This is a genomic window from Marilutibacter maris, assembly GCF_003233695.1.
Classification (GTDB): domain Bacteria; phylum Pseudomonadota; class Gammaproteobacteria; order Xanthomonadales; family Xanthomonadaceae; genus Marilutibacter; species Marilutibacter maris.
In genome coordinates this window covers 1,408,146-1,423,611 of sequence record NZ_CP029843.1, presented here as the reverse complement: position 1 = coordinate 1,423,611, position 15,466 = coordinate 1,408,146, and the positions used below count along the sequence as shown (strand labels likewise).

General features: G+C 70.4%; 12 protein-coding genes. 6 read left to right on the top strand and 6 right to left on the bottom strand.

Translation table 11 applies throughout. The features are described 5' to 3' along the window. The first annotated feature begins 285 nt into the window (after nucleotides 1-285). Nucleotides 286-2,676, top strand: a complete 2,391-nt coding sequence (locus C9I47_RS06225) for a penicillin acylase family protein (protein WP_111265979.1) — start codon at nucleotides 286-288, stop codon at nucleotides 2,674-2,676. Nucleotides 2,677-2,868: 192 nt separating this feature from the next. On the opposite strand, the gene dapE is transcribed toward C9I47_RS06225, so the two are convergent. From dapE to map, 6 genes are read right to left on the bottom strand one after another with little or no spacing between them, the layout of a single operon-like run. Continuing rightward, nucleotides 2,869-3,999 (bottom strand): succinyl-diaminopimelate desuccinylase, encoded by a 1,131-nt coding sequence (gene dapE, locus C9I47_RS06220; protein ID WP_111265978.1) that lies wholly within the window; start codon nucleotides 3,997-3,999, stop codon nucleotides 2,869-2,871. Between the two features lie 4 nt (nucleotides 4,000-4,003). After that, nucleotides 4,004-4,357 carry a Spx/MgsR family RNA polymerase-binding regulatory protein gene (locus C9I47_RS06215; protein ID WP_111265977.1) on the bottom strand — a complete coding sequence of 118 codons (354 nt, stop codon included), beginning with the start codon at nucleotides 4,355-4,357 and terminating at the stop codon, nucleotides 4,004-4,006. Between the two features lie 7 nt (nucleotides 4,358-4,364). Next, nucleotides 4,365-4,826 carry a hypothetical protein gene (locus C9I47_RS06210; protein ID WP_145985435.1) on the bottom strand — a complete coding sequence of 154 codons (462 nt, stop codon included), beginning with the start codon at nucleotides 4,824-4,826 and terminating at the stop codon, nucleotides 4,365-4,367. A 4-nt stretch (nucleotides 4,827-4,830) separates the two neighbouring features. Next, nucleotides 4,831-5,694, bottom strand: a complete 864-nt coding sequence (gene dapD / locus C9I47_RS06205) for a 2,3,4,5-tetrahydropyridine-2,6-dicarboxylate N-succinyltransferase (RefSeq protein ID WP_111265975.1) — start codon at nucleotides 5,692-5,694, stop codon at nucleotides 4,831-4,833. Continuing rightward, nucleotides 5,694-8,339: a [protein-PII] uridylyltransferase gene (glnD, locus tag C9I47_RS06200; RefSeq protein ID WP_111265974.1), complete on the bottom strand. Its 2,646-nt coding sequence runs from the start codon at nucleotides 8,337-8,339 to the stop codon at nucleotides 5,694-5,696. The genes dapD and glnD overlap by 1 nt, the downstream gene beginning before the upstream one ends. Next, the gene (map, locus tag C9I47_RS06195; RefSeq protein WP_111265973.1) at nucleotides 8,336-9,112 is read right to left on the bottom strand and encodes a type I methionyl aminopeptidase; all 777 of its coding nucleotides are present in this window, start codon (nucleotides 9,110-9,112) and stop codon (nucleotides 8,336-8,338) included. Before map ends, glnD begins: the two co-directional genes overlap by 4 nt. Nucleotides 9,113-9,382: 270 nt before the next feature. Between map and C9I47_RS06190 the strand changes: the two genes are divergently transcribed. From C9I47_RS06190 to rpsB, 5 genes are all read left to right on the top strand, one after another. Next, nucleotides 9,383-9,931 carry a Csu type fimbrial protein gene (locus C9I47_RS06190; protein ID WP_111265972.1) on the top strand — a complete coding sequence of 183 codons (549 nt, stop codon included), beginning with the start codon at nucleotides 9,383-9,385 and terminating at the stop codon, nucleotides 9,929-9,931. Between the two features lie 75 nt (nucleotides 9,932-10,006). Continuing rightward, nucleotides 10,007-10,753: a fimbrial biogenesis chaperone gene (locus C9I47_RS06185; RefSeq protein ID WP_111267996.1), complete on the top strand. Its 747-nt coding sequence runs from the start codon at nucleotides 10,007-10,009 to the stop codon at nucleotides 10,751-10,753. Then, entirely contained in the window at nucleotides 10,707-13,157 is a 2,451-nt protein-coding gene (locus tag C9I47_RS06180; protein WP_190238623.1) for a fimbria/pilus outer membrane usher protein, read from the top strand. The genes C9I47_RS06185 and C9I47_RS06180 overlap by 47 nt, the downstream gene beginning before the upstream one ends. Continuing rightward, on the top strand, nucleotides 13,154-14,200 hold the full coding sequence (locus C9I47_RS06175) for a Csu type fimbrial protein (protein WP_111265970.1): 1,047 nt from the start codon (nucleotides 13,154-13,156) through the stop codon (nucleotides 14,198-14,200). The genes C9I47_RS06180 and C9I47_RS06175 overlap by 4 nt, the downstream gene beginning before the upstream one ends. Before the next feature lie 389 nt (nucleotides 14,201-14,589). Continuing rightward, entirely contained in the window at nucleotides 14,590-15,420 is an 831-nt protein-coding gene (gene rpsB, locus C9I47_RS06170) for a 30S ribosomal protein S2 (RefSeq protein ID WP_111265969.1), read from the top strand. Nucleotides 15,421-15,466 lie beyond the last annotated feature (46 nt).

Sequence of the window (15,466 nt, the reverse complement as noted above, 5' to 3'; positions counted from 1 at the left end):
TGGCGGGCGGGCGTTGTTATTCCGGTTATTGTTGGCAGCCACGCGCGGACCGCCCTGGCGGGCAGTCGGGAAACCGGTGGTGGCGCGGTGGCGATGCATGGGCCGATCCTGACCCAGTCCGCGCACGCATGCAAGCGACGCTTTCATGTGTAACGACCTGGACCGTCGCCCACGCCCGTGGCGCGAAAACGGGACGCCGGCACCGCCCCATGCCCCCGCCCGGCCCGCGGCGGCGGTAACCTGCAAGGATCGAACCACACGAAACCGGACTTCACGGGGGAAGGCATGAAGCGTTGGCTGCTGCGGGGAGCGTTGTTGTTGTTGCTGGGTGCGTTGCTGCTGTTCGTGGCGGCCTGGATGCTGATGGCCGGCAGCCTGCCGGGACTGGACGGCGAGAAGGCGCTTCGTGGCCTGTCCGCCCCGGTCACCATCGAGCGCGACGCACTCGGCGTGGCGACCATCTCCGCATCGAACCGGCTCGACGCGATGCGCGCGCTCGGCCACCTGCACGCGCAAGAGCGCTATTTCGAGATGGACCTGATGCGACGCACCTCCGCCGGCGAACTGGCGGCGCTGTTCGGAGCCGTTGCGATCGACGTCGACAAGCGCCACCGCGTCCATCGGATGCGGGCGCGGGTGCAACGGCAGATGGCGTCGATCGCCGGCGACCGGCGGAAGCTGCTGGAGGCCTATGTCGAAGGCGTCAACACCGGCCTGGCCGACCTGAAGGTACGCCCCTGGCCGTACCTGCTGCTGCGCCAGACACCCGAGCCCTGGCGTGCGGAAGACTCGGCGCTGGCCGCGTATGCGATGTACTTCGACCTGCAGGACGCGAGCAACGCCGACGAACTGGCCCTGTGGGAACTCAAGCCGCATCTGCCGGCGCCGTTGTTCGACCTGCTCACCCACGCCGGCAGCCGTTGGGATGCGCCGATCGTCGGCGCGCCGCTGGGCGATGCGAGCCTGCCGGGACCGGAGCAGGTCGATCTGCGGCAGCTGTCGGCTCCGGCCGGGGCGACCGCCGCGATAGCGCCCCTGAACGACGCGCCGGTCAAGGGCAGCAACAACTTCGCCGTTGCCGGTGCGCTGACCGACGACGGACGCGCGATCGTCGCCGACGACATGCACCTGGGCCTGCGCGCCCCGAACATCTGGTTCCGCGCCCGGCTGCGCTACCCCGACCGCGACGCGGCCGGCGGCCAGGTCGACGCCACCGGTTTCACCCTGCCCGGACTGCCGGCGCTGGTGGTGGGGAGCAACGGCCACATCGCCTGGGCCTTCACCAACAGCTACGGCGACTGGCTGGACTGGCGGCGGTTGCCGCCCTGCCCGGCCGATGCGGCCGCCTCGGCGGGATGCATGCCCGGCACCACGGTGGTCGAACGGATCGAAGTGGCGGGGGGCGACGCGGTCGACTTCGAGGTCGAGGAAACGCCCTGGGGCCCGGTGATGCATCGCGAGGACGACGGCGACCGGCTCGCGCTGCGCTGGGTCGCCCATCTGCCCGGCTCGCTGAACCTGCAACTGGCCGGCTTCCTCGAGGCCGGCTCGGTCGACGCCGCGCTGCGGATCGCCGACCGCACCGCGATTCCGGCGCAGAACCTGCTGGTCGGCGACGCCGACGGACGCATCGCCTGGCGCCTGCTCGGCCCGCTGCCCGAGCGTGGCGATGGCTGCGTCGCCTCGCCCAGCGCCGCCGCCACCGCAATCCCCGGCGAGTACGCCGCATGCGCGCCCTGGCCCCTCGGCGCATCGACCGCGTTGAGCGTTTCCGGCGCGGACCACCCGCGACTGTGGACCGCCAATTCGCGCGTGGTCGACGACGGCATGCTGACCCTGATCGGCGACGGCGGCTACGCGCTGGGCGCGCGTGCCGGCCAGATCCGCGATGCGCTGCAGGAGCGCCAACGCTTCGACGAGAAAGCCCTGCTCGAGGTGCAGCTCGACGACCGCGCCCTGTTCCTGCAGCGTTGGCACGACCTGCTGCAGCGCCAGGCCGCCAGGGCCGGCACACCGGCGCTGCGCGAGCTGGCCGCGGCGGGCCAGGACTGGTCCGGGCGCGCCAGCATCGACTCGGCCGGCTACCGGATCGCGCGCGGCTGGCGCAACAAGGTGCTGGAACGGATCGCCGACGGCCTGGTCGCACCGGCCCGAGACCGGCTCGACGACGGGTTCCGGATGCCGGCACTGCGTCAGCTCGAGGGCGTGGCCTGGCCACTGGTGCAGCAACAACCGATGCACCTGCTGTCGACGCGCTACGAATCCTGGCCGGCGCTGTTCGAGGACGCCGCGGTCGAGCTGCGCGACGAACTGGCCGCCGGCGGTCCGCTGGCGGAGCGCAGTTGGGGCGAATACAACACCGCGCGGATCTGCCACCCGCTCTCGCGCGCACTGCCTGAGGCGATCAGGCCGCTGCTGTGCATGCCGGCCGAGCCGCTGGCCGGCGACAGCAACATGCCACGGGTACAGGGACCGGACTTCGGCGCCTCCGAACGGATGGTGGTCGCGCCCGGGCGCGAAGCCGACGGCATCGCGCACATGCCCGGCGGACAGAGCGGGCACCCGCTGTCGCCGTACTGGGGCGCCGGCCACGACGACTGGGTGCATGGGCGGCCGACCCCGTTCCTGCCCGGTCCGGCGCGGCACACCCTGACCCTGGCGCCGGCGAACGACTGATCAGATGGCGGCATGACCCGCGATGGCCCTCCCGGGGCGCCGCTCCCGCGGGACCCCGCCGCGAGGCCCCGAGTCCCGATGTGCTAGCGGGCAAAGCCGCTCCCACGGCAACGATCGTAGGAGCGGCGCAAGCCGCGAAAGCCTTCATCGCAAGACCCGATCGCGGCCTGCCCCGGCAACGCGGCCGCGCACCTAGCCCAGCAGGCGCTCCAGCATCGCCAGATACAACTCCGGCAAGGCCTCCAGGTCGGCGACGCTGACATGTTCGTCGACCTTGTGGATGCTGGCGTTGACCGGCCCGACTTCGATGCAGTGGGCGCCCAGCGGCGCGATGAAGCGCGCATCCGAGGTACCGCCGCCGGTGCTTTCCTCCGGCGTCTGGCCGGCGAAGCGCGCCAGCACCTCGCGCGCGGCCGCGCGCAGTTCGCCCTCGGGGGTGTAGAACGGCTCGCCGCTGCGATGCCAGGCCAGTGCGAAGTCGAGGCCGTGCGCGTCGAGGATCGCGACGCAGGCCTCGATCAGCCTTTCGGCGTTCCAGTGCGGGTTGTAGCGCAGGTTGAACAGCACCTCCAGCTCGCCGGGGATCACGTTGTTGGCGCCGGTGCCGGCGTGGATGTTGCTGATCTGCAGACTGGTCGGCGGGAAGCTCTCGTAGCCGTCGTCCCAACGTCGGGAGACCAGAGCGTCGAGCGCCTTCAGCGCCTGATGAACCGGATTGCGCGCCTTGTCCGGATAGGCGACATGGCCCTGCACGCCGTACACGGTGAGCGTCGCCGACAGACTGCCGCGACGTCCGACCCGCAACAGGTCGCCCAGGCGCGCCTTCGACGAGGGTTCACCGGTGATGCACCAGTCGATCCGTTCGCCGCGCTCGCGGAAGATCGTCGCGACCCGGCGCACGCCGTCGATCGCGTCGCCCTCCTCGTCCGAGGTCAACAGCAACGCCAGGCGTCCGCGATGGTCGGGATGCGCGGCGACGAAGCGCTCGGCCGCGACCACGAAGGCGGCGACGCTGCCCTTCATGTCGGCGGCGCCCCGTCCGTACAGCACGCCATCGCGGATCGTCGGCTCGAACGGATCGCTGCTCCAGGCCTCGCGCGGCCCCGGCGGCACCACGTCGGTATGCCCGAGCAGGACCAGGGTCGGGCCGTCGTCGCCGCCGTGGGTCGCCCACAGGTTGTCGACCTCGCCCAGTCGCAGGTGCTCGCAGGCGAAGCCCGCCGCCCGCAGCCGCGAGGCGATCAGCGCCTGGCAGCCGCCGTCCTCGGGGGTCACCGAGGCGCGCGCGATCAGGTCGCGGGTGAGATCGAGGACGTCGGACACCGGCTCAGACCCCGAAGCGCTTCTTGAAGCCGTTGTCGGAGAAGCCCTGGCTGATCACGCCGTCGTCGGTCACCACCACCGGCCGCCGCACCAGTTGCGGGTACTCGCGCAGCAGCAGTTTCCATTCCGCGTCCGAGCCCGGCGCCTTGCGCTGCTCGGGCAGGTTACGCCAGGTGGTCGAGGACTTGTTGATCATCGCGTCCCAGCCGCCGAGCGCGTCCTTCCACTCGACCAGGGTTTCCGGGGTGCGCGGCTCGTCGCGGTAGTCGACAAAGGCGTGCTCGACGCCGAAGCGGTCCAGCCACTTGCGCGCCTTGCGGCAGGTATCGCAGTTCTTCAGTCCGTACAGGGTGGTCATATTGATCTCAGTGCGTGTTGCGCAGCTTGTCGATACGGAGAATCAGTTCCTCCGCAACGGCGTTCCGGGCAAAGGGGTTGAACTGGAACGAATGCTTCGGAATGAACGCCACGTCCTGTCCCAGGCTACCGGGGACGCGCAGACGCAGGGTGATGCGCCGCGGGCTGGCGAACTGGCTCGAATCGACGTTCATGACGTTGCCCAGGTCGATACGTTCCTCGACGTCGCCCTTGCGGACCAGCAGGCAGGTGCCCCCATCACGGACCTCGTCCGCGATATCCCACAGCAGCTTGCGGAAAAGGAAGTACCCGAACACTGCCATCAGCAACGGCTGGAGCACGACCACGGGCTGCTCCGTCCATACGCCCGACCACAGGACGATACCCAGGAACACCGCCAGGAAGCCGAACCAGGCCACCGGGAACACGCGCTTGGCGAGAAACGTCGTCGATGACGAGAGCGTCTCCACGTGCTCAGTCCGCCAGCCCGCGCAGCAGGTCGTTGATGCTGGTCTTGCTGCGCGTCTTCGCATCGACCTGCTTGACGATCACGGCGCAGTACAGCGAGTGGGTGCCGTCGGCGGCCGGCAGCTGGCCGGAGACCACCACGCTGTACGGCGGCACCGAACCGTAGCTGATCTCGCCTGTCGCTCGGTTGTAGATGCGGGTGCTCTGGCCGAGGAACACCCCCATGCCGATCACGCTGTGATGGCCGACCACGAAACCCTCGACGACTTCCGAGCGGGCACCGATGAAACAGTGGTCCTCGATGATGGTCGGGGTCGCCTGCAGCGGCTCCAGTACGCCGCCGATGCCGGCGCCGCCGGACAGGTGACAGTGCTTGCCGACCTGGGCGCAGGAGCCGACCGTCGCCCAGGTATCGACCATCGTGCCCTCGCCGACGTATGCGCCGATGTTGACGAAGCTCGGCATCAGCACCACGTCGCGGCCGATGTGGGCGCCGCGGCGGGCGATCGCGCCGGGCACCACGCGCGCGCCCAACTGGCGGAACGCGGCCTCGTCGTAATCGGCGAAGCGGGCCGGGATCTTGTCCCAGAACGGCGCCGGATAGGCGTCGACGACTTCCATGTCCTGGGTGCGGAAGTAAAGCAACACCGCCTTCTTCAACCACTCGTTGACCCTCCAGCCGCCCTCTCCGTCGGGTTCGGCGACGCGGAACTGGCCGCTCTCCAGGCCGTCGATCACGCGCTCGACCGCGGGCCGGGTCGAGCCATCGATCTCGTCGACGGTCAACGCAGCGCGCCGTTCGAACGCGCTTTCGATCACGGACCGCAGTTCAGCGCCGGCGTCGCCGCCGGTTTCCTTCTTGGGACTCATCAACAATCTCCTTCAAGGCAGGCCAGCAGCGCCGCGCGCAATGCCTCCTGCCGGTTGTCGTCAAGCGCTCGGTCGCTGCCGTTGTCGTCCACGGCGGTGACCTGGAACAGGTCTTCGGCACGCTCGCCGAAGGTGGCGATGCGCGCATCGTGCACCCGCAACGCCTGATGGCGCAGGGCCCGGGCGATGTCGGCCAGCAGGCCCGGGCGGTCGGTGCAGACCAGGCTGACCTGGGTGCGACCGCCGCGGGTGGCGTCGAACACGATCTGCGGGGCGATGCGGAAATGCCGCAAGTGACGCGGCTGGGTACGGCGCGGCGGCTTGACCTCGTCGAGGTCGCCGGCCAGCGCGGCCTCCAGCCGCTGCTCGATGTCTTCCGCCGCCGGGATGTGGCGGGGATCGGAGGGGATCACCTCGAAGCTGTCGAAGATCGTGCCTTCCGGACCGTCCAGCACGCGCGCCTGCTGGATCGCCAGGCCAAGCCGGTCGAGGGTCGCGACGATCGCCGCGAACAGGCCGTCGCGATCGGGCGAGTGCACGAAGACCTCCATCGCCCCGGCGTGCGCGGCGACCGGTCGCGCACGGACCCGGGTGTCGCCGGGCGCCATGCCGCGCAGCGCGGTCGCCTGCCAGGCAAGTTGGTCGGGGCGGCCGCGGCGGAAGGCGGACTCGGGCATCCGCGCGAACAGGACTTCGATCTCATCGTCGCCGGTGCCGAACGCCGCCAGCATCGCGCGCGCCGCCTCGCGGTTCTCGGCCGCACGCTCGGCGGCCGCCAGCGGATGCTCCAGGCCCCGCCGCAGCGCCAGCCGGGTCGCGGTGTAGAGATCGGCGAGCAGGCGGTCCTTCCACGCGTTCCACAGCTTCGGCGAGGTCCCGGCGATGTCGGCGCAGGTCAGCAGATAGAGGTGATCGAGCCGCTCGCGGTCGCCGATCACGGTGGCGAAACGGTGGATCACCTCCGGATCGGTGATGTCCTGCTTCTGCGCGGTGGTCGACATCAGCAGGTGCTTGCGCACCAGCCACTCGACCAGGCTCGCATCCGCCTCGCTCAGGCCCAGGGTGTCGCAGAACACCCGCGCATCGTCGCCGCCCAGCTCGGAGTGATCGCCGCCACGGCCCTTGCCGATGTCGTGGAACAGTCCGGCCAGCAGCAGCAGTTCGGGCTTGCGCAGCCGCGGCCAGATCTCGCGGGCCAGGGTGAAGCGCTCGTCGTGCTCGCCGGACGCGAAGATCGACAGGTTCTTCAGCACCGCCAGGGTGTGCTGGTCGACGGTGTAGACGTGGAACAGGTCGAACTGCATGCGACCGGACACCCGCGCGAACGCGGGAATCCAGCGTCCCAATACGCCCAGCCGGGCCATCCGGGTCAGGGTCTGCACCGGGACCGGGCCGCGCAGCAGTTGCAGGAAACGGGCATGCAGCAGCGCGCCGGCGGCGGAGAACCCGGGCAGCGACGGCAGCGCCTCGGCCAGCGCGCGCGCGGTCTGCGAGTGCAGGCCGCGGACATCGCCGCGCGAGGCCCAGACCGCGAACAGGTCGAAGATCTGCGCCGGCTCGCGCGGCCATTCGGCCTCGCGCGCGGCCAGGTAGCCGCGGCGCAGCTCGAACAGGCGGTCGATCGGCTCGGGTACCGGCTCGCCCTCGATCTGCTCCTCGAAGCGTTGCAGCAGACGTTCGCCGATGCGCTGCACCAGCGAGGCGCTGCGGTAGAAGCCCTGCATCAGCTGCTCGACCGCCAGGCTGCCGTCGGTATCGACATGGCCCAGGCGCGCGGCCAGCAGCTTCTGGTAGTCGAAGCGCAACCGCTCCTCGCGCTTGCCGGCGACCAGGTGCAGGCCGTAACGCAGCCGCGACAGGAAGATGCGCTCGCGCTCCAGCGAGGCGACTTCGTCGGCACCGAGCTGGCCGACCGCGATCAGCGACTCCAGGTCCGAGGTGCCGATGATCCGCAGCGCCATCCAGTGCAGGGTCTGGACGTCGCGCAGCCCGCCCGGCCCTTCCTTCAGATTGGGCTCGAGATTGTCGGAGGTATCGCCATGGCGGGAATGCCTTTCCCGCAGCTCCTGCCGCTTGGCTTCGAAGAACTCGCGTGCCGGCCACACCCGTGCCGGCGCGGCGGCCTCGCCCAGCGCCTGGCGGGCGCCGGCATCGGCATCGAGGGGGCGCGATTCGATCAGGCTGGTCAGGACGGTGAGGTCGGCCTCGGCCGCCTCACCGCACTGGGTCGCCGAGCGCACCGCATGGCCGACCGGCAGGCCGGCATCCCACAACAGGGTAAGGAAGCGCGAAAGCGCGTCCTCCTCGGTACGGCGGTCGCTGCCGTCGGTGGTGTCGGGGCGCTCCGGGGTCAGGACCAGCAGATCGACGTCGGAATGCGGGAACAACTCGCCGCGGCCATAGCCGCCGACCGCGAACAGGGCCAAGCCGGACGCCTCCGGCACGCAGCGCCGCCACGCCGCCAGCACCTGGCGGTCGACCGACTTCGCGCGGGCCGCCAACAGCCGGTCGACATCGGCCCCGGCATCGAAGCGCGCGGCCAGTGCCGCTTGCTCGGTGGCCAGGGTTTCGCGGGCCTGGGCCGCCCATTCGGCGTCTGAGGCGCTGGTCCCCGCTTCGCCGGCGCGGACAGGCCCCGCGGTCATAGGTCGTTGTCGTCGCCGGGCAACCGGGTCAGGATCTCGACGCCGTCGTCGGTCACCGCGACGGTGTGCTCCCACTGCGCCGACAGCTTGCGGTCCTTGGTGACCACGGTCCAGCCGTCGGGCAACAGGCGGGTGTGGCGGGCGCCTTCGTTGATCATCGGCTCGATGGTGAAGGTCATGCCGGGCTTCAGGATCACGCCGGTGCCGGGCCTGCCGTAGTGCAGCACCTGCGGCTCGTCGTGGTAGACCCGGCCGATGCCGTGGCCGCAGTACTCGCGGACCACCGAGAAGCGCTCGGACTCGGCGTACTCCTGGATCGCGTAACCGACATCGCCCAGGGTCGCGCCCGGGCGCACCGTGCGGATGCCGCGGAACATCGCCTCGCGGGTCACATCGACCAGCCGCTGGGCCATCACCGACGGTTTGCCGACGATGTACATGCGACTGGTGTCGCCGTGCCAGCCGTCCTTGATCACGGTGACATCGATATTGACGATGTCGCCGTCCTTGAGAACCTTGGCCTCGCTCGGGATGCCGTGGCAGATGACGTTGTTGACCGAGGTGCAGACGGTCTTGGGGAAGCCCTTGTAGCCGACGTTGGCGGGGATCGCCTTCTGCACGTTGACGATGTGGTCGTGGCAGATGCGATCCAGCTCCTCGGTGGTCACGCCCGGCTTCACGTGCGGGGCGACGACCTGCAGCACTTCGGCGGCCAGACGGCCGGCGACGCGCATGTGCTCGATTTCTTCGGGGGTCTTGAGGTTGATGGCCATGCGCGCATTATCGCCGAATCCGGGACGCACCGGGCTCCTGCCGCATGAACGCCCGCGCCAGCCTGCGCAATGCCCCGTCCCGGCCGGCCGGTGGCGCCGCCGGAAGCGCCGGCGAATGGCGCCCCGGCGGCGCTTGCGGCACCGGTCTTGACAGCGCCGGTGGGGAGTGGAAGTGTTGGCGGCGGATGCAACGTACGGGCCCGGGAAGGCGGCGGACGCGGCGCTTTCTCCAGGGCAACAGGGACGAACGACGCGTCGAGGAGACCGCCCATGACCCGGTTCAAGCATTTGTTCGGCAAGCAGTTGTTCGGCAAGCCACTGTCCAGCAAGCGCCTTTCCGCCATCGTGCTGCTCGCCGCCTTCGGCCTCGTCGCCAACCCGGCATGGGCGCAGACCGCGACCACGACCTTCCAGGTCCAGATCACGATCCAGAGCAGCTGCACCATCGACGACCCGGCGCCGACCGACGTCGATTTCGGCAGCCAGCCCTCCAGCGCCACCAACGTCGACGCGATCGGCCAGCTCAACGTCAACTGCACGCCGGGCACCGACTACGTCATCGCGCTGGATGACGGCCAGAACAGCGGCGGCGGCGGCGTCGGCGCCCGCGCGATGGCCAACGGCGCCGACCTGGTCACCTATCAGCTCTACAGCGACGCCGGCCGCACCACGATCTGGGGCGAGACCCTCGGCACCGACACGGTCGCCGGCACCGGCACCGGCGCGGTACAGGCCTACCCGGTCTATGGCCGGGTGCCCATCGCCAGCGCTCCGGCGGCGAGCTATCTCGATGTCGTGACCGCCACGATCAGCTTCTGAGTCGCGATCGTGGCCACGTTCGAGCGGCGTCATCGCCGCCGGCCCGCGCGCGCGCCGACCGTGTCGGCACCGGGGGTGAAAGCATTGCTGACGGCGCTGCTGGCGGCATCGCTGTCGGGCCTGCCCTCGCCGGCCGATGCGACCCATCTGCAGGTGGCGCCGACCTCGGTCACGATCCCGGCCGAGCGCAATACCGAGGGCCTGACCCTGAGCAACAGCGGCGACGCGCCGATGCACGCGCAGGTGCGGGTGTTCGGCTGGCACCAGGAAGACGGCGAGGACCGTCTGCAGGCCACCACGGCCATCGTGTTGAGCCCGCCGATGGCGGAGATCGCCCCCGGCAGCCGCCAGCTGGTGCGGATCGTGCGCACCGGACCGCCCCCGGCCGGGACCGAGGCCAGCTATCGGATCGTCGTCGACGAGATCCCCGGTCAGGGTCAGGGTCAGGGCGATGCCGGTGCCGATCCGTCCGGGCTGCGGTTCGTGATGCGCTACTCGATCCCGCTGTTCGTGTCGCCCACCGGCCCCGGACCGGCCTTGCCCACGCTGCAGACGCGCGTGACCGCCAGCGGGGGCGAGCGCTTCATCGAGATCGGCAATGACGGTCGCGGTCATGCGCAGGTGGCGGATCTGGCGTTCGTCGCCACCGACGGCACCCGTACTTCGATCGCCGCGGGGCTGTCCGGATACGTGCTGCCGGGCCAGCGTCGGCGCTGGAAGCTGCCGGCGCGGCTCGTGCCTCCGCTGAACGGCGTCTTCAAGGCAAGGATCAACGGTGAGCCCGCCGAACGCACCCTGGCGCCGGATGCGGTGGCGCTCTAGCGCGCTGCTGCTGGGGCTGGCGGCGGCCCCACCGATCGCGATGGCGGGCCCGGCGCCGGCCGGGACTCCGCATCCCGGGCACGACACGCTGTACCTGGAAGTGGTGCTCAACCGGACGGCCCGGCCGGGTCTGGTCCGGTTCCTGCGCGAGGGATCGCGCTTCCGGGTCGACGCCGCCGAACTGCGGCGGCTGGGACTGGTCCTTGAAGAGCATGCCCTTGAAGAGCATGCCCTTGAAGAGCGCGCCGCTGACGAGGGTGTCGCGGACGGGCATACGCAGGACGGACATCCGGCCGCGGGCACGATCGCACTGGATGCGATTGCCGACATCCACTACCGCTACGATGCGCCCGGCCAGCGCATGTTCATCGAACTGCCGCCGTCACGGCTGGACCTGCCGACCACGGTGATCGGCGCGACCGATCGCGCCACCCCGCCGCTGAGCGAAGTCCCGACCAGCCTGTTGTTCAACTACGACCTTCATGCCGACCACGACGACCGCGGCAACAGCCAGTTGGGCACGGTCGGCGAGCTGCGCCTGTCCGGCCTGGGCGCCGGCGTATTCAGCACTTCGGCGGTCAACCGCCTGCATCGCCGCGATCACGGACGCTGGCACACCACGACCACCCGCCTGGATACCCGTTGGGAACTGTCGTTTCCCGAGCACGCGCTCACCGTCCGCGCCGGCGACGTCTTCAGCGGCTTTCTGGACTGGACCCGACCGGTGCGCATGGGCGGCGTGCAGGTCGGCCGCAACTTCGGTCTGCAGCCGTACCGGGTCACCACACCGCTGCCGACCTTCCTCGGCGAGGTCGCGGTGCCGTCGGCGGTCGATCTGTACGTGAACGGCATGCGCCAGTACAGCGGCCAGCTGCCCGTCGGACCGTTCGAGCTGAGCACCGCACCCGGCATCAACGGCGCGGGCAACGCCTCGGTGGTGATCACCGACGCCTTCGGTCGCACCCGTACCCTCGAGCTTCCGTTCTATTCCACCCCGCAGTTGCTGGCGCGTGGACTGTCGGACTGGTCGCTGAGCGTCGGCACGGTACGCGAACGCTACGGGCTGACGTCATTCGCCTACGCCAGCGAACCGGTCGCCAGCGCCAGTCTGCGCTACGGCATCGCCGATCCGTTCACCGTCGAACTGCACGCGGAGACCGGCGACGGCCTGGTCAATGCCGGGTTGGGCGGGGTCTGGCTGCTCGGCCGCGCCGGCGTGCTCAACGCTTCCCATACCCGAAGTCGGCAGGAGCGGGCACGCGGATCGCAGAGCGGCATCGGCTATCGCTGGAACGATGGCCGCTTCAACTTCTCCGCCGACGGCCGCCGCACCGACGGCGACTATCGCGACATCGCCTCGCTGTACGGCCCGCCGCCGCCGACCGTCAGCACCCGGATGCTGGCCGGGATCACCAGCGCCGCGCTGGGCAACGTCGGCATCACCCACGTGCGGCTGCGCCATCCGGACCCGGATATCGCCCCGGCACGCTACGCGGGCCTGTTCTGGACCCGGAACTTCGCCAATCGCTGGTCGGCAAGCCTGTCCTACAACGAGAACCTGGACGATGCCGACGACCGCAGCGTGTATCTGCAGGTGAGCGCCGTGCTGGACGGCAACCGCCAGTTGGGCAGCGCCTGGCAACGCGAGGGACGGCGCGACAACGCCCGGGTCGAATTCATCCAGCCGGTTCCCGGCGATGGCGGCTTCGGCTGGCGCGTGCGGGCGCACGACGGCGACGATGGCGCCGGCGGCGCGGTCGAGGCCGGCTGGCTGCTGCCCAGGACGCGTGTGGGCATCGGCCTCGCCCGCATCGGCGATACCCGGCGCGGCTATGCCCAGGCCAGCGGCGGCGTGGTGTTGATGGACGGCCATGCGTTCGCCGCGCGTCGCATCGACGACGCCTTCGCTGTGGTCTCGACCGACGGTGTCGCCGACGTGCCGGTGCTGCTGGAGAACCGCGCGATCGGCCGCACCGATGCCGACGGCATGCTGCTGGTGACCCCGCTCAACGCCTGGCAGCGCAACCGCCTCTCGATCGACCCGATGTCGCTACCGGTCGACATGCGCATCGACACGGTCGAGCGGATCGCGACCCCCGGCGACCGCGCCGGCACGCGGGTGCGCTTCGCGATCGCGCCGGTGCGCGCGGCGGTCATCGTGCTGCACGACGGAGCCGGACAGCCGTTGCCGCTGCGCAGCCGGGTGCGCCTGGCCGGCAGCGATGCGGACACCATCGTCGGCCACGACGGCGAGACCTATCTGGACACGCTCGACGCGCACAACCGGTTGAGCGTGCGCACGCCGTCGGGCGGGATCTGCCATGTCGATTTCGATTACCCGCAAGGCGCCGATCCGATTCCGCGCATCGGCCCGCTGCGATGCCTGCAGGAGGCCGAGCCATGACCCGCCCCCCCACACGCTTCGCCGCCGCGACCGGACCGCGCCGCACCCTCGCGGCGATCGTATGCCTGGCGCTGCTGGCGTGGCTGCCATCGGCCCCGGCCGCCACCACCTGCACCGCCAGCAGCACCGCGCTGAGCTTCGGCAGCACCAGCGGCGCCGGCAACGTCGACAGCACCGCCACCGTCACCGTCGAATGCAGTACCTCGGGACTGTCGCTGCTGGCCACCGCCCGGGTGCGGATGTGCCTGAACATCGGCGCCGGCGTCAACGGCGGCGGCAGCACCGCACCGCGCCGCATGACCAATGCCTTCGGCGACCCGATGCAGTTCCAGATCTACAGCGACCCGGCCCGCACCCAGATCTGGGGCGACTCACTGATCGCGGCGACCCCGACCCCGGTCCTGATCGACCTGGAATACAGCGTGCCCCTGCTTGGCGGCAGCGGCGAGGCCAGCGCCACCATGCAGGCGCGGATTCCGGTGCAGGCCGGGCTCGCCGCCGGCACCTTCAGCAACCCCTTCAGCGGCACCCATACCCGGCTGGAATACCGCTACGCCGTGCAAGTTACCGGAACACCACCGTTCCCGGTCTCGTGCACCAGCGGCGGCGATGGCGGCGGCACCGCGACCTTCCCCTTCACCGCCACCGCCACGGTGCCGGACAACTGCACGATCGGCAGCGCGACCACCCTCGACTTCGGTACTGTCGGCGGAGCGGTCGCCACCGATGTCGACCAGACATCGACCATCACCATGACCTGCACCCAGCGCACCGCCTGGGACGTCGCCCTCGACGACGGCCAGAATGCCAGCGGCGGGGTCCGCCGCATGCGCCTGGGCGCCAGCGCCGACTACCTCGACTACGAGCTGTACCGCGACGCCGCCCGGACCCAGCGCTGGGGCGCCACCCCGGGCACCGACACCGAGGTCGGCACCGGGACCGGCAGCGCCCAGGCCCTGACCGTGCATGGCCGGGTCCCGGCGACCCAGTCGGTACCGGCCGGCGCCTACGGCGACGTGATCACGGTGACGGTGAGCTACTGAGCGGCGGTCGCGCCCGCCGTCACCCCCGGGCCATCTCCCGACCTTGCTCCTGGAGGCCGTAGCGGCTATGCTTCTCCGGCTGTGCCTGCCGGTCCGACCGGCAAGCCGCCGCCGATGCCGGGCGTAGCACCCGATCCTGATTGACCCGATCGCTGTCGCGATCGACCGGTCCGGGTCAGGAAGGGTGCCGGCAAATACACACCCGCTGCCACGCGCCGTGCCGGGGTGCCGCGATCGCCGTCTGGAGCCACCTGGCTCCGATGCCGGCGAAGCGGTTCGGACACGGACGCAGCGGGGAGGCCCAACCCCGGAATCCCGCCCCGGCCCCGTGCCGGGGCAGCCGCGCCAAACCCATTTGCGGCCGGATTCCACTGCCTGGAGTTACTGCAATGCCCCAGATCACCATGCGCCAGATGCTCGAAGCCGGCGTCCACTTCGGCCACCAGACCCGTTACTGGAACCCGAAGATGGGCCCGTACATCTTCGGCGCCCGCGGCAAGATCCACATCATCAACCTCGAGAAGACCGTTCCGCTGTTCAACGACGCGATGAACTTCATCTCGGGTATCGCGCAGAAGCGCGGCATGATCCTGTTCCTCGGCACCAAGCGTTCGGCGCGCGAGACGATCAAGGAAGAGGCCGAGCGCTGCGGCATGCCGTACATGAACCAGCGTTGGCTGGGCGGCACCCTGACCAACTTCCGCACCGTCAAGCAGTCGGTCGCGCGCCTGAAGGAGCTCGAGGCCGCCGAGACCGACGGCACCTTCGACAAGCTGGTCAAGCACGAGGTGCTGGGCCTGCGTCGCGAGCGCGACAAGCTCGAGGCCTCGCTGGGCGGCATCAAGGACATGAACCGCCTGCCCGACGCGCTGTTCGTGATCGACATCGGCCACGAGGACATCGCGATCAAGGAAGCCAAGAAGCTCGGCATCCCGGTGATCGCGGTCGTCGACACCAACTACAACCCGGAGCTGGTCGACTACGCGATCCCGGGCAACGACGACGCCATCCGCGCCGTGCAGCTGTACGCCCGCGCCGCCGCCGACGCGGTGCTGGAGGGCAAGGCCGCCGCGCCGACCGCCGCCTCGGTCCGCGAGGAAGACTTTGCCGACGCCGCCGAAGGCGACGCCGACGCTGCCAAGAAGCCGGCCCGCAAGGCTCCGGCCAAGAAGGCCGCCGCCAAGGCCGACGGCGCCTCCGAGGCTCCGGCCGCCGAGTAAGGCGGGCGTCATGCGGCCACGCGATACTGCGTGGCTGCGCCCTTCC

Coding starts and splice junctions, on each gene's coding strand:
- C9I47_RS06190 (WP_111265972.1), top strand. CDS start 9,383: ATGACCCGGTTCAAGCATTTGTTCGGCAAGCAGTTGTTCGGCAAGCCA.
- map (WP_111265973.1), bottom strand. CDS start 9,112: ATGGCCATCAACCTCAAGACCCCCGAAGAAATCGAGCACATGCGCGTC.
- C9I47_RS06215 (WP_111265977.1), bottom strand. CDS start 4,357: ATGACCACCCTGTACGGACTGAAGAACTGCGATACCTGCCGCAAGGCG.
- rpsB (WP_111265969.1), top strand. CDS start 14,590: ATGCCCCAGATCACCATGCGCCAGATGCTCGAAGCCGGCGTCCACTTC.
- C9I47_RS06225 (WP_111265979.1), top strand. CDS start 286: ATGAAGCGTTGGCTGCTGCGGGGAGCGTTGTTGTTGTTGCTGGGTGCG.
- C9I47_RS06175 (WP_111265970.1), top strand. CDS start 13,154: ATGACCCGCCCCCCCACACGCTTCGCCGCCGCGACCGGACCGCGCCGC.
- dapD (WP_111265975.1), bottom strand. CDS start 5,694: ATGAGTCCCAAGAAGGAAACCGGCGGCGACGCCGGCGCTGAACTGCGG.
- glnD (WP_111265974.1), bottom strand. CDS start 8,339: ATGACCGCGGGGCCTGTCCGCGCCGGCGAAGCGGGGACCAGCGCCTCA.